This is a genomic window from Shewanella sp. ULN5 (assembly GCF_030731885.1).
Classification (GTDB): Bacteria; Pseudomonadota; Gammaproteobacteria; order Enterobacterales; family Shewanellaceae; genus Shewanella; species Shewanella holmiensis.
In genome coordinates this window covers 1-13474 of the sequence record NZ_JAPJEE010000007.1, presented here as the reverse complement: position 1 = coordinate 13474, position 13474 = coordinate 1, and the positions used below count along the sequence as shown (strand labels likewise).

Genomic DNA, 13474 nt, shown 5'->3' with positions numbered 1-13474 from the left:
TGGTTAAAAATCTTTTTTCAAACAAGATGTTTGCCGGCGCACTGCAGCAATTAACTGGCATCGCTGACGCATTTTTTTATCTTGTTTTAAGTGATCGATTGTTGTGGTTAAGCGTCGTTGCCAATTCGGAAATGATTTCCACGTTCCAGGAATATTGATGCTGTGTTTATCAGCCATCAAATCGCTCAGTTGTACGCAAAACAGACTCGATTCACTTATGGCTGCGACCATTAACCAGGCATCTAGCAGTTGATCAAAAGCCAAGTTATCCAATGCCCCTAAAGCTAAACCGTTATCCACGCTGTTGGCAATTAGGCTAGTGATTTTGGCACTTAAGTTATTAAATTCTGAAGCTAAGGCAACATCCGAATCCGACAGTGTTTTTAAACCCACATCAATCCATTGCAGTAATTGATACCTCTCTTTTTCTCGCTGCCGTTGCTCATCTTGGTATTGTTGTGAATTTGGGTATAACGCAAGACGATCTCTGATATGTAAATCGTCGCCCTGCCACCACCCTTTTAGAGGCGCAACATCGTGGTTAGCCAGCATCATCAAACTGTGAGTCTTATGTTGCTGCGGAGCAATAAAGCCATGTTGATTTTGGCTAAAATAAAACAATTGATTGGATAACAAGTGACGTTGCTGCATTGCTGTACTGATTTCAGGCGGGACTATCCCTAAATCTTCACCAATGACAATGCATTTAGCGCGTTGGCTTTCTAAGCAGACGATTGCCAGTAAAGTGTCTAATGGATAATAAACATAGGCTCCATTGCCTAAGGATTTATTGAGCGGCCACCACCACAATCGCAGTAACCCCATAACATGATCGATTCTTAAGGCCCCGTAAAACTGCATATTGGTGCGCATTAGATCAATGAAATGGCTAAAGTTATGTTGTTTAAGTTTGATTGGGTCAAGCGGTGTTAAACCCCAGTTTTGACCAGAGGGTGAAAACCTGTCTGCAGGCGCGCCGATGCTGGCATGAGTACAAAACTGCTCAACGTGGCTTTGAACCTCGTTGCCCTGCAATATAGCACCGATAGCTAAATCGCCAATTAGGCCGATTTTCATTCCTAAGGACAAACAATATTGTTGGCAGGCTCTAAGTTGCTCAACCGCGATAAATTGTAAATAGGCGTAAAAATCGGCAGGCATAGATAGCCATTCTGGTGCATGGGCAATTTGGTCTTTGCAAAAAGCAGCTAACGAACTGCCTTGTTGTTTTTTAAACGCGGTAAATAACGCATATCGTGTAGTCGAAGACACCTGCTGCGAACAAAATAATTCATACAACTTAATAAATATTTTATATTTATAGTCAAAAACCCTTTTGTAACTAATTAATTTAATGTGATTTAAATTCACCTCTACACCAAGACTATCAGTATTTATACTATTCACTTTAGCCTCGGGGACCTCATCAATATTGATATACAAGGGATTAAGACGACGTCTATCACTAGGGCTATATGGACTGCAGTTGTCAGCATTGGCGATATCCAGTGCATGCAGTGGATTTAGCATGACGAAATCGGCCCCCTGTTCAGCACTAAATTCTATGAGTTGTTTTAACGCTTTGAAGTCACCTATTCCATCTGTGGGGTTATGTGAACTTTTTAAGCTATAAAGCTGAATGCTTATTCCCCATAGCTTGGTATTGGCAGGCTTTATAATATCAATAGTGGATTTGATTGGGTCTTGAGTGTTATTGGCAATAGCGCCTTGAAAACACGTATCAGGTGCAATCATTAAGGTGCCAGACGCTGAATCAAGCTCACTAACAGCATCAGTGTGAGTAACATTGACGGCAGTGAGCCTGTGATAACCTAATGGTAATGTCTCACTAATGTAATCCATTAAGGAAACTTGATAGCGACAGTAACGGATATTGTTGTGGCGATAATCGCCGATAATCTGTAAGTCCTTGGTATGAGATCGCCACTCAAACACCGTCTTACCAGATGATAACTCGACGCCATCTTCAAATTTCAGTGTGAAGCCAATTTCAGTTAACTGTTCTGCTAGATATATTATGATGACCGGACTAGATAAATAACAAAATTGGAATGAAGGTAATAATGATAACCAAGGAGCAACATCAAGATCGTGTGTTTTATCAGTGATAACCGACTCATCGATATCCAATGAGAGAGTTGAATCAACGGGGGGGACTGGATCAGCATTTTCATAAGGTTTAGCCAGCATAGAGGCTAAAATACCTAATCTATCGCTTGGCGCGATATGGGCGTGTTGACCATAACAGTCAATATATTCCGCCCCTACACCTTGTAGATACAGTAACTTCTCCAGCCCCATATTTGTCTCCATGCCAACCACTCTCCATAATCAGAGCAGTTACCATGCCAGCATTAAATAACAATAAGAAGACAGATCAATGACAGTTATAAGACAATATATTTGATTTGTTACAATAACTTATAGATTTATGATAGGTGATTACTTGAACACTCAACTTTTTCATCATTGAATATTTGCACAATTTTGAAGCAGTAAGTGCGCAATAATCGGGCATGGCACTTAAGTCTTGACCCTTGAGTCTTGAGTCTTGAGTCTTGACTCTGCAAACAACATTAGAATATCGACGAAAAGCGAAATAAAAAAACCGCCTAACATTGGTATGTCAGGCGGTATTTAGCTTCCATTAACTTAGCTTACTTTAGATATATAAATCTCAAGTTGGTTAAGAGATGAATAAACAAGGTTTAAAACACTAAGCCGCTTATATTCAACTGATGATGCTTAAATAGACATCGCCAGTTCTGCACCCTGTCTGATAGCCCTTTTGGCATCTAACTCAGCAGCAACATCAACACCACCAATTAAGTGCACAGGTAAACCCGTTGCCTTCATTTCATCCACTAAGGTGCGATTGGATTCTTGCCCTGCACACAACACAACATTATCAACAGCAAGGACTTGCGATTCCTCACCCACTTTAATGTGTAGCCCTTGTGAGTCAAACTTCTCATAGCTCACACCAGTGAGCATATTAACCTGATGCTGTTTCAGAACAGAGCGGTGGATCCAGCCCGTGGTTTTACCTAAGCCTTTACCCATTTTTGAGGTTTTGCGTTGCAACAAATAAATTTCGCGGCTTGGATGATGCTCAGCTTCATCGGTCAGACCGCCGGCTTGCTGATATTGTTTATCTATGCCCCATTGCTTTAACCACTTATCAGGCTGCAAAGTTGAGGATTCATTTTCACATAAAAAATGTGCCATATCGAAGCCAATACCGCCGGCGCCGATTAATGCGACTTTCTGGCCAATTTCAACTTCACGATTTAACACTTGTTGATAATTCAACACTCGTGGATCATCAAAACCCGCTAATTTAAGATCGCGCGGCACAACACCTGAAGAAATGACCACCTCATCAAATTTTTCTTGCGCTAACACTGCGGCATCTAACTTAGTATTTAAGCGTAAATCAACCTTATGAAGCTTAATTTGATTAGTAAAGTATCGAATGGTTTCATTGAACTCTTCTTTACCTGGAATTTTACGTGCAAGGTTAAATTGGCCACCCACTTCACTTTTAGCTTCAAATAACACCACCTCATGACCACGTGTTGCTGCATAAACTGAAAACGCCATACCAGCAGGTCCAGCGCCCATTACTGCAATGCGCTTTTTATGGGTAGTAGGAACAAAATTAATCTCTGTTTCGTAACAGGCTCGCGGATTAACTAAACAGGTAGCACGCTTCATTGAAAACGTATGATCGAGACACGCCTGATTACAGCCAATACAGGTATTAATTAATTCACTTTGATTAGCCGCAGCTTTATTAACAAATTCAGCATCGGCTAAGAATGGACGCGCCATAGACACCATATCAGCTTGACCAGAGGCAATGATGTGCTCAGCAATTTCAGGGGTGTTAATACGGTTAGTTGCCACTAAAGGCACGTTAACTTCCGCTTTAAGTCTTTCAGTTACCCAGGCAAACGCGCCTCTTGGTACACTGGTAGCAATCGTCGGAACGCGCGCTTCATGCCAACCAATCCCAGTATTGATAATACTCACGCCAGCGGCTTCTAACGATTTAGCTAATTCAACCACCTCATCCCATGTTGAGCCATTATCGACCAAATCCAACATAGATAAACGAAAAACAATAATGAAGTCTTTACCCACTTTGTCACGAATAGCTTTTACAATCGCTAACGGAAACTTCACTCTATTTTGATAACTTCCGCCCCATTCGTCGGTACGCTTATTCGTGCGCGAACTGATAAATTGATTAATAAGATAGCCTTCAGATCCCATCACTTCTACGCCGTCATAACCCGCTTTACGGGCTAAATTTGCACTGCTGGCATAATCCTTGATGGTATTGTTGACTTGCCTTGCAGACATAGCTGAAGGGGTAAAAGGCGTGATAGGTGATTTAATTTTACTTGGAGCTAAGCTAAATGGATGGTAACTATAACGGCCAGCATGCAAAATTTGCATACAGATTTTACCGCCAGCATCATGCACTGCATCGGTAACGATTTTATGTTTACTGACTTGCCACGGAAAACTTAATTGGCATGCATGTGGCGCTAGACGCCCGCGCATATTCGGTGCGATACCACCGGTAACAATTAAACCGACTCCGCCTGCAGCTCGCTCTTTATAAAACGCTGCCAGTTTCTCAAATCCGCCTTTTTCTTCTTCTAAGCCAGTGTGCATTGAGCCCATTAACACACGGTTTTTCAACTGTGTGAAGCCTAGATCTAAAGGTTCTAGTAAGTGTGGAAACGACATTCAAACATCCTTTTTAAACAAGTGATTGAAACCAGCATAACCTTAACTTTCTAAAAGCTCAATCACTGAACGAGTAGATTGTCAAAATCGTTTACAATTCAATTTACCATTTCTTTGCATTTTCAGTTAGGATGACATTATTAGAATGTTAAAGGAGTGGCTAATGTCCGCTAAACCCCCGTTTTTACAAAGATTATTCACCTTACTGTGGAATATTATTAACACCACACGTAAGTTGATCATTAATTTCATTTTTTTCACTGTATTAGCAATAATCATTATTGCCATAGCCACATCAGATGAAGAAATTGTCCTCGATAATCAAACAGCACTCGTGCTAGACCTTTCGGGTAATATTGTTGACCAAAAACGCTTCGTCGATCCATTTGAAGCGATTTTGTCTCAAAGTAATAATGACAATCCCGATGCTGAAATACTGTTAGCGGACATCCTTTATGTGATTCAAAATGCCACTCAAGATACGCGAATTTCAACCATCGTTCTGAATTTAAGTAATTTACGTTCTGCAGGTGTCAGCAAAATGACCGATATCGGCAACGCTTTGAACGAGTTTAAAGCCGCAGGTAAACAGGTTGTTGCCATGGAAAATGGTTACAGCCAAAATCAGTATTTTTTAGCCAGTTACGCCGATACGGTATTTTTAAACACTAAAGGTATGGTCAGTTTAGACGGATTAAGCCGTTACCGTTTATTTTATAAGTCTGCATTAGAAAAACTGAAAATTAACACCCACGTGTTTCGTGTCGGCACCTTCAAGTCTGCTGTTGAACCTTTTATTCGTGATGACATGTCAGACGCCGACAAACAAGCAAGCAACCAGCTTTTGGCTGATATTTGGGCCAGTTATTCAAGCATTGTTGCCAAAAACCGCGGCATTAGTCCAGATCAGTTAGTGCTAGATACCGATACCTATTTAGTACAGTTAGATAAAGCCGAAGGCGACAGTGCTCAAATGGCAATGAATATGCATTGGGTCGATGAGTTAGTTTCTGCTGAACAATTCCGACTAGCCATGATAGAACAGGTTGGAGCCAATAAAGATGGCGACTCTTTCCGTCAAATTAGCTTTAATGATTATCTGTCGCTGACCGCCCCTTTACCGCAGTTTGTTGAAAAAGACTCAGTCGGTATAGTTGTCGCAAAAGGCAATATTCTTAATGGTGCCCAACCTGCAGGTCAAATTGGTGGTGATACCACTTCAGAATTTTTACGCAAAGCGCGTTTGAATGACAAAGTTAAAGCCGTCGTTTTACGAGTAGATAGCCCTGGTGGTAGTGCATTTGCCTCTGAACAAATTCGTCAGGAAGTATTAGCACTTAAAAATGCAGGCAAACCTGTTGTTGTCAGTATGGGCAGCTTAGCCGCTTCAGGTGGATATTGGATCTCAGCCAGTGCAGATTATATATATGCAACACCAACCACATTAACTGGATCAATTGGCATATTTGGCATGTTCGCAACATTTGAAGACGCCCTCACCCATTTAGGGGTGAACTCTGATGGTGTAGCCACATCTGACTGGGCAGGGTTATCGCCAGCCCGTAGTTTAAACCCTAATGTAAAAGCCGTTATTCAACGTCATATTGAGCGTGGTTATCATGAGTTTATCTCACTTGTTGCCACCGAGCGAAATATGACAATTGAACAAGTAGACAGCATCGCTCAGGGGCGTGTTTGGACCGGCACTCGGGCACTTGAGTTGGGGCTTGTTGATGAAATTGGTGATATGAAGCAAGCCATTGCCAAAGCGGCTGAGTTAGCGGAAATGGATCAATTTGATACTAAGTTAATTGAACAGGAACTCACTACCGAGCAGCAATTCATTCAACAACTTGTTGGTGCTTCTGCTGCGTATATTCCACAATCTGTACATAAATCATCAATTCTTGAAAGCATGTTAATGCAGTGGAGTGAAGTAATAGAAGACTTTGCCAAGTTTGATGATCCACAGGGAATGTACTTATATTGTGAGCAGTGCGATTTCTAAATCTAGCAATTAAATAAACATTCAATAAAAAAAGCCTGCATTGCAGGCTTTTTTATATCGATTAATCAATATAACTCGTATAATTTACACAATTCGTAAAATTCATGAGTAACATAATGACAAAACGCGCAATATACGTCGCCTACACTGGCGGTACCATAGGCATGCAAAAAACGGCTAACGGTTTTGCCCCTGTTTCAGGTTTCTTAACTGATTGCGTTCAGTCGATGCCAGAGTTTTATCATGAAGAGATGCCCAGCTTTATCATCCATGAATATTGTCCGTTAATAGACTCATCAAATATGGCCCCAACCGATTGGCAATTAATTGCTGACGACATTAAGGCGAATTACGAAAAGTACGATGGTTTTGTTATCTTGCACGGTACAGACACCATGGCCTATACCGCCTCAGCACTGTCTTTCATGCTGCAAGGGTTATCAAAACCTGTCATCGTAACCGGTTCACAAATTCCGCTGGCGCAGCTGCGTTCTGATGGTCAAATTAATTTATTAAACTCATTATATATTGCGGCTAATTACCCCGTTGCTGAAGTCAGTTTATTCTTTAACAACAAATTGTTCAGGGGCAATCGTTCGACCAAAGCCCATGCTGATGGCTTTGATGCTTTCGCTTCGCCCAACTTCCCTTTGCTACTTGAAGCAGGGATCAAAATTAACATTAAAGCGGGCAAGGTATCTGAACCAACCAATTACCCATTAGAGGTTGTAAAAATCAAACCACAACCTATTGGGGTGGTCACTTTATACCCTGGCATTTCTACCCAAATTTTTGAAAACATGCTGCAACAGCCGGTAAAAGCGCTCATTTTATTAACATTCGGTGTGGGTAATGCGCCACAAGATCCACAGTTATTACAAGCTTTAAAACAAGCGGATGAACGTGGAATTGTTCTCGTTAACCTAACCCAATGCTTCCAAGGTAAGGTCAATATGGGCGGATATGCTACCGGCAACTCACTGGCAAAAGCCGGAGTGATAAGTGGCATGGACATGACCATAGAAGCGGCCTTAGCAAAATTACACTATTTGCTATCAAAAAATTTAACACCAGAAGCCATTAAAAAGTCGATGCAACTGAATCTTATTGGCGAGTTATCTGTCGACTAATTAATACCTTACGGCTTAAATCGGATTCGAACATTCCATTAAAAAGCTCGTCATTTGACGAGCTTTAATTTAAGCATCAATTTATTGCAACTCAAAAACAATCATTAATCCCCTCACTATGCTGTTAATCAAGATTTGGAACCCCTTCCAAAACACTTGCTTGTTAACACACTGCTGCAGAAATGCTACCTACAATTGATTAGTGACAATCAACTAACCTACAAACCATAAAATTAACATTTACTCTCATTTTGGAATCCATTCCATCTTTAAGATACACAGGTCAATTAAAACTAAAGGGTGATGACCTATGAATAAAGTAGATCTGTTAGGACGCCGTAAATTTATCACGGGGTTAGGTGTTGCAGCTGGCGCAGCAATGGTTGCACCTGCTATGGCAATTTCTGAAAAAGCTGACGGCATAAAATGGGACAAGGAAGTTGAAATTGTCATTATTGGTTCTGGTTTTGCCGGACTTGCAGCAGCAATTGAAGCCAAAAAGCTTGGCGCAAAAGACGTTCAAGTATTCGAAAAAATGTCTTATTTTGGCGGTAACTCAGCCATTAATGGTGGACTATTTGCTGCACCGGTTACGCCAATGCAGAAAAAAGAAGGTATTGAAGATTCAGTTGAGCGTATGGTGGCAGACCAGCTTGCCTCGGGCCGCGGAATTGCCGATGAAGCATTACTTCGCCATGTTGCATCACATGCAATGGAAGCATTGCAAATGACATTAGATGCGGGCTCAGAATACCACCCTTACCTACAACAACTGGGTGGTCATTCAGTCGCACGTACTTACCAAACAACGGTAAGTTGTGGTGCAGGAATAACCCAGCCATTACTAAAAAAATGCCGTGAACTCGGTGTTAAGACCCATAATCGTGCAAAGTTTGAAGGGTTTCTAGTGGGCAATAAAGGCGAAGTGTTAGGCATTAAGATGCGTGAAAACTACCACTTTGGCGAAGACCAACCAGGCAAAGTGATCAATATTCGTGCGCTACGCGGTGTGATTATGGCCACTGGCGGCTTTGCACAAAATGTTAATCTACGTATGGCACAAGACCCAACCCTAAACGCTGAAGTAGGCTGTACTAACGCGCCAGGTGCTACCGGTGAAGGTATGTTTGAAATGTTCAGACTAGGTGCAATCCCCGTTCACCTTGCTCACATTCAATCAGGCCCTTGGGCATCGCCTGATGAAGGCGGATTTGGTTATGTGTCTAACTATTCCATTTACAACTTCCCACATTCAATCGCGATTAACCGTTTAACAGGTAAACGCTTCATGGATGAAATTGCCGACAGAAAAACCCGTGCTGATGCAGAACTGGCATGTCGCGATGAACAAGGTAATCCGTTACCGCCTATTTTAATCACGAGTTATCAGGACTCTAAACAGCATCCGAATACTGCCAAAGTGATTAAATATAATGTGGGCTGGAAATTTGAAACCATTGAAGAGTTAGCCAAACATTTCAATGTACCTTTAGCACCGCTAAAAGCACAGATAGAAGAATATAACGGTTATGTGAAAACGGGCAAAGACACCCAGTTTGGTAAAAACATGACTAAAGCAACTGATAAATATATCAAAGCACCCTTCACTGTTGTGCGTTTATGGCCAAAAGTTCACTACTGCCAAGGCGGCGTAATGGTCAATACCAATGCAGAAGTCAAAGACAGTTTTAGTGGCGAGCCAATTCAAGGTTTGTATGCAGCGGGTGAAGTGTGTGGTGGTATTCACGGAGTCAGTCGTTTAGGAAGTTGTTCAATCCCAGAATGTATGGTGATGGGTATGACCGCAGCACGTAGCATGATGAAAGCTTAGCCGCGCAAATTAACAAGAGGAATTATTGATGAAAACATTAAAAATTATGCTTGCGCTGGGGATGTTAAGTTTAGCCAGTTTATCCTTACAAGCTGTTGAAATTAGAGATTACCATAAAGATGTGATCGGCAAGAATTGTAAATCATGCCACGATAATGGCATAAAGCAATTCCCATCAGATCAAGCCTGTTTACAATGCCATGATGTAGACGATTTAGCCGAACAAACGGCTAGAAGTGAAGAAGACAAGTGGCAAAACCCACACAATAACCTCCATTATGGTAAAGAGCTACCTTGCCAAGAATGCCATAGCGAACATGAAACTAAAAAGCCGCTCTGCAGTAACTGTCATACCTTTAAATATGACAAACACAAAGAGTAGTCGTTAATCCATTCGCTTCACCTTGTTACCTCATTTTGAGGTGGCCGCATTAAGAAATTAATGCGGCTTTTTATGTTGTTAAACTACTTTAAACAAACAATATTGAGTGTTATCAGCTATCTATCGATGCCATATATTTATCTGATGAGAAAGTATTTGAATGGGAAGTAAACAAAACTCGGCTTAAATCAACCTTATGAACCAGATCTCGCCAGCTCAACCACATTGGATTTAATTAACGCAATCAATTGCGCGGTAGCCTCTGTTTGGGTATCAGGGTTGAGATAGAGAGATTCATTAAATGTAGGCAATGGCGGTAAATTGTGTTCAGTGGCATCTAAAATAGTCATGTTTGGTGTAATTCTAAATTCTGCAATTGGCGCAATCGCCAAATCATTTTCAACCGCCATGCACAAGGCATGGGGTGACGGTGTTGAAAGTAACACATTGATCGGCCGCATAGACATTTGATGATTCGCAAAAACCTGTGCCCGGATCGGACAGTTTTCAGGGTATAAAGCCATCGGAATGGTATCTCTTAAATGCGCGTTGCCATCTTTAGCGCAAACCCAGTGAAATTTACGCTCAAACAACAGTTCACCTTGTGACGGTAATAACCAATGGGTTGCCACAATGAGATCAAACTCGCCTTGCTGTAAGCGTTTATATAAATTACCGCTAACGTCGGTATCAATCACCAATTCAATACAAGTAAACTCGCGAATAAACTCCAACAAACAACTGCTTAAATAGCACTTAATATAATCAGTGGGAACGCCTAATCGAATGATCTCTCTATTCTGACAGTCTTTTATTTCATCTAACGCCTGTGAACTAAGTTGAAGCATTTTATAGGCATAGTTAAGCAGGGTTTTTCCGGAGTCAGTTAATGTTACGCCTTTATTGTCTCTTAACAATAAAGGTTGGCCGACACTCTCCTCCAGCTTTTTGATTTGCAAACTTAAAGCTGATTGCGTCCGACAAATTCTGTCAGCTGCTTTTGATAAGTTGCCACACTCTGCTACCGCAATGAAGCTTTCAAATAATTCTATTTTTAACATTGGTTATCATAAAAGTTCATAGTGCTAACAGTATTACTCATTATCGATAGCCACAAAAGCTTGTTAAAGTGTGATTGTGAAGCGTGATTAAAAATCCAAGTCATTTACAGGAGCGAAAATGAGTAGTTGGGAGCAACGCGGTGATTATTTAGTCAAAGTCTCGTTAAGATGCTTAAAAGGCCATAAAACGTTTAATTTATGTCGCTCGCATTTAGTGCAAGCTAGCCAGATATCTAAAGGGACAATTTATAATCATTTTACCAGTGAAGCAGACTTAATTGTTGCCGTTGGCTGTGCGCAATTTGAACAATGGCTTGCACAAGCAAAAGCTGACGATAAAAATTATCCTGATCCTTATCAACGATTTATTTTTCACCACTGCCAACGTCTCTACGTAATATTATCTGAACAAGATTTCGTCATGGAAAGAGTACTACCCAATGAAACCCTGCTTAATAATTGCAGTGACATATATCGCCAGCGCTATTTAGAACTTAAAGCACAAGCTTATCAATGGAATGCTGACACTATGCAGCAAATTGGTCATGTTGCCGGTTTTGATCGACTAGATCTAGTGATCAATTACTTACGTGGTGCATTAATTAATATTGATGACAGTCGCAAACGATTTGATGATCCTAAACTCTACTATCAATTTAGTTATGCCCTAACCCAACTTATGGGCCATTCTTCCAAACGCATTCCAACAGAAAGTGTTTTTACCCATTGGATTGCCAAGCAATCTCAAACTGAACATTGACACTTATGCTTTATAATCGAGAGGACACTTGGAATAAGGACGCGACTGCGCGCGGCCTACCCTTATTCGTTAACTTAACTTTGCGCCGAGTGTATTTTTTTAATAGTTCTGAAAAACTCAGAGCACCCCCAAACACCAATACTAATGATGCAAACTTGTAAGATGCTAATTGAGTTTAAATTAAATTCATTAGAATAAAGAGAAAAGCCTAATAAATAGCTTACCTGAACAACACCTGATATTGCGGCGAGTGCGCAAACTAAAAGTAATAACCAATTTGATAAATCCACTTTATTCGACATAAATACTCCATTCAATATTTGTAAAGCTAATTTAGTGATATGGCTAATTAATGAACACTCATGCGATTGCCCTGACTTAAACTGGCTAAATTATTAAAATCGAAAGATCTGACTGCTATCTACGTGCCAGAGCCTGAAGATGACAGCTAGAATGGGTGACCATGTTTATTGCAGTATATTTAATTACTTAACAGATATTTACGTAAGTCCCTTTCTTGTCTCATAACATGTAAAATATAAACATTTTCAGCTTCTATTTTATAAAAAATACGACAAGGGTTAACTACAACTTCAAGATAATTAAGATTGCTCAGTTCTATTGGTTTCTTACATGACTCAGGAAAGGCTTCAAGCCTATCTACTTTATCAAATATCTTTTTAACCAATTTCTTAGCCGCAAGCATATTACTTATCGAAATATATTCAGCTATGTCATTTAAATCATCTAGTGCTGGGATTGTCCATACTATTTAAGCCATTTATTCATTTTCTTTTTAGCTTCAATATTAGAGACTATTTCACCACGACTAATTGCTTGTTCACCTTTAGCAAGAGCCTCAACAATTGCCATGCGCTTCTGCATAAACTCAAAATCGTCCACATCAACAAGATAAGCCGATGGTTGTCCATGCTCAGTGATCAGCACAGGTTCTTTAGAAGAATAAAGCTCTGACAAGATCTTAGTAGCTTGTCGCTTTAGTGTTGTGACTAATTCTACTCTCATGGTTATATCCGATATAAAAAGTGCCACTATAGTAGCACTCCAATCCAATTTAGGAATACTACTAACGCCAGCCACATGGGCCGAAGGGCGAAGCCCAGAAGGTCCAACAACAGTGATAGTAAGGCGTATCTTCTAGGCTAACTAATAAAACATAGCCATCCATTTTAAGAAAATTACATAAATCGTTTTGATTTCTTTTGCGACAGTTCTTTTCTTGGTACTCAATCCAATTATTTGAATCGATATAGCTGAAAATTAGCGCTACATTAGTCGTTGATTAATCATCTAGTGAATTTAATGCAGCAAAAAAACTTGATATCAATCAAGTATATGTTGGAAACGCTATTTGGAGAAAAGTTAACTTTTAAGCACGGTTAGGCGCACAACCAACGCTGACAGTTGGCAGCTCCTTGTCGTCGTTTTCGGTCTAAATGCTCACAATAGTCAGTTAATGCAGGTAAAGCCCCTACTGCACCTTTGAATAATGCGCCAAA

Annotated in this window: 10 protein-coding genes and 1 pseudogene; 5 read left to right on the top strand and 6 right to left on the bottom strand. The window is 40.5% G+C overall.

The annotated features are described in order from the left end of the window. Positions 1 to 3 precede the first annotated feature (3 nt). The gene (gene malQ / locus ORI98_RS08510; protein ID WP_306134938.1) at positions 4 to 2334 is read right to left on the bottom strand and encodes a 4-alpha-glucanotransferase; all 2331 of its coding nucleotides are present in this window, start codon (positions 2332 to 2334) and stop codon (positions 4 to 6) included. Positions 2335 to 2766: 432 nt separating this feature from the next. Continuing rightward, a complete protein-coding gene (locus ORI98_RS08505; protein WP_306134937.1) occupies positions 2767 to 4782 on the bottom strand; it encodes an FAD-dependent oxidoreductase in 2016 nt (671 codons plus the stop codon). 163 nt (positions 4783 to 4945) lie between these two features. On the opposite strand from ORI98_RS08505, the gene sppA reads away from it, so the two are divergent. The 4 genes from sppA to ORI98_RS08485 all read left to right on the top strand — a co-directional run bounded on the left by sppA (position 4946) and on the right by ORI98_RS08485 (position 10133). Then, a complete protein-coding gene (gene sppA / locus ORI98_RS08500; protein WP_306134936.1) occupies positions 4946 to 6790 on the top strand; it encodes a signal peptide peptidase SppA in 1845 nt (614 codons plus the stop codon). Between the two features lie 116 nt (positions 6791 to 6906). Then, on the top strand, positions 6907 to 7920 hold the full coding sequence (ansA, locus tag ORI98_RS08495) for an asparaginase (RefSeq protein WP_306134935.1): 1014 nt from the start codon (positions 6907 to 6909) through the stop codon (positions 7918 to 7920). Between the two features lie 310 nt (positions 7921 to 8230). After that, positions 8231 to 9751: a flavocytochrome c gene (locus tag ORI98_RS08490; RefSeq protein ID WP_306134934.1), complete on the top strand. Its 1521-nt coding sequence runs from the start codon at positions 8231 to 8233 to the stop codon at positions 9749 to 9751. A 28-nt stretch (positions 9752 to 9779) separates the two neighbouring features. After that, positions 9780 to 10133: a cytochrome c3 family protein gene (locus ORI98_RS08485; RefSeq protein ID WP_261298132.1), complete on the top strand. Its 354-nt coding sequence runs from the start codon at positions 9780 to 9782 to the stop codon at positions 10131 to 10133. 194 nt (positions 10134 to 10327) lie between these two features. Here ORI98_RS08485 and ORI98_RS08480 read toward each other — a convergent pair whose 3' ends face one another. Continuing rightward, the gene (locus ORI98_RS08480; protein WP_306134933.1) at positions 10328 to 11194 is read right to left on the bottom strand and encodes a LysR family transcriptional regulator; all 867 of its coding nucleotides are present in this window, start codon (positions 11192 to 11194) and stop codon (positions 10328 to 10330) included. Between the two features lie 118 nt (positions 11195 to 11312). Between ORI98_RS08480 and ORI98_RS08475 the strand changes: the two genes are divergently transcribed. Then, positions 11313 to 11954, top strand: coding sequence for a TetR/AcrR family transcriptional regulator (locus tag ORI98_RS08475; protein ID WP_306134932.1), 642 nt, complete (start codon positions 11313 to 11315; stop codon positions 11952 to 11954). A gap of 481 nt (positions 11955 to 12435) precedes the next feature. On the opposite strand, the gene ORI98_RS08470 is transcribed toward ORI98_RS08475, so the two are convergent. From ORI98_RS08470 to ORI98_RS08460, 3 genes and pseudogenes are all read right to left on the bottom strand, one after another. After that, positions 12436 to 12726: a type II toxin-antitoxin system RelE/ParE family toxin gene (locus ORI98_RS08470; RefSeq protein WP_261298251.1), complete on the bottom strand. Its 291-nt coding sequence runs from the start codon at positions 12724 to 12726 to the stop codon at positions 12436 to 12438. Continuing rightward, complete coding sequence (locus ORI98_RS08465) at positions 12723 to 12980, bottom strand: type II toxin-antitoxin system Phd/YefM family antitoxin (RefSeq protein ID WP_306134931.1); 258 nt, start codon at positions 12978 to 12980, stop codon at positions 12723 to 12725. Before ORI98_RS08465 ends, ORI98_RS08470 begins: the two co-directional genes overlap by 4 nt. A 374-nt stretch (positions 12981 to 13354) precedes the next feature. Beyond that, a pseudogene (locus ORI98_RS08460) lies at positions 13355 to 13474 on the bottom strand (transposase); the annotation flags it as partial.

What these genes read in the sequence shown, in the direction of transcription:
- malQ (WP_306134938.1), bottom strand. Translation starts at nt 2,334, where the DNA reads ATGGAGACAAATATGGGGCTGGAGAAGTTACTGTATCTACAAGGTGTA.
- ORI98_RS08505 (WP_306134937.1), bottom strand. Translation starts at nt 4,782, where the DNA reads ATGTCGTTTCCACACTTACTAGAACCTTTAGATCTAGGCTTCACACAG.
- sppA (WP_306134936.1), top strand. Translation starts at nt 4,946, where the DNA reads ATGTCCGCTAAACCCCCGTTTTTACAAAGATTATTCACCTTACTGTGG.
- ansA (WP_306134935.1), top strand. Translation starts at nt 6,907, where the DNA reads ATGACAAAACGCGCAATATACGTCGCCTACACTGGCGGTACCATAGGC.
- ORI98_RS08490 (WP_306134934.1), top strand. Translation starts at nt 8,231, where the DNA reads ATGAATAAAGTAGATCTGTTAGGACGCCGTAAATTTATCACGGGGTTA.
- ORI98_RS08485 (WP_261298132.1), top strand. Translation starts at nt 9,780, where the DNA reads ATGAAAACATTAAAAATTATGCTTGCGCTGGGGATGTTAAGTTTAGCC.
- ORI98_RS08480 (WP_306134933.1), bottom strand. Translation starts at nt 11,194, where the DNA reads ATGTTAAAAATAGAATTATTTGAAAGCTTCATTGCGGTAGCAGAGTGT.
- ORI98_RS08475 (WP_306134932.1), top strand. Translation starts at nt 11,313, where the DNA reads ATGAGTAGTTGGGAGCAACGCGGTGATTATTTAGTCAAAGTCTCGTTA.
- ORI98_RS08465 (WP_306134931.1), bottom strand. Translation starts at nt 12,980, where the DNA reads ATGAGAGTAGAATTAGTCACAACACTAAAGCGACAAGCTACTAAGATC.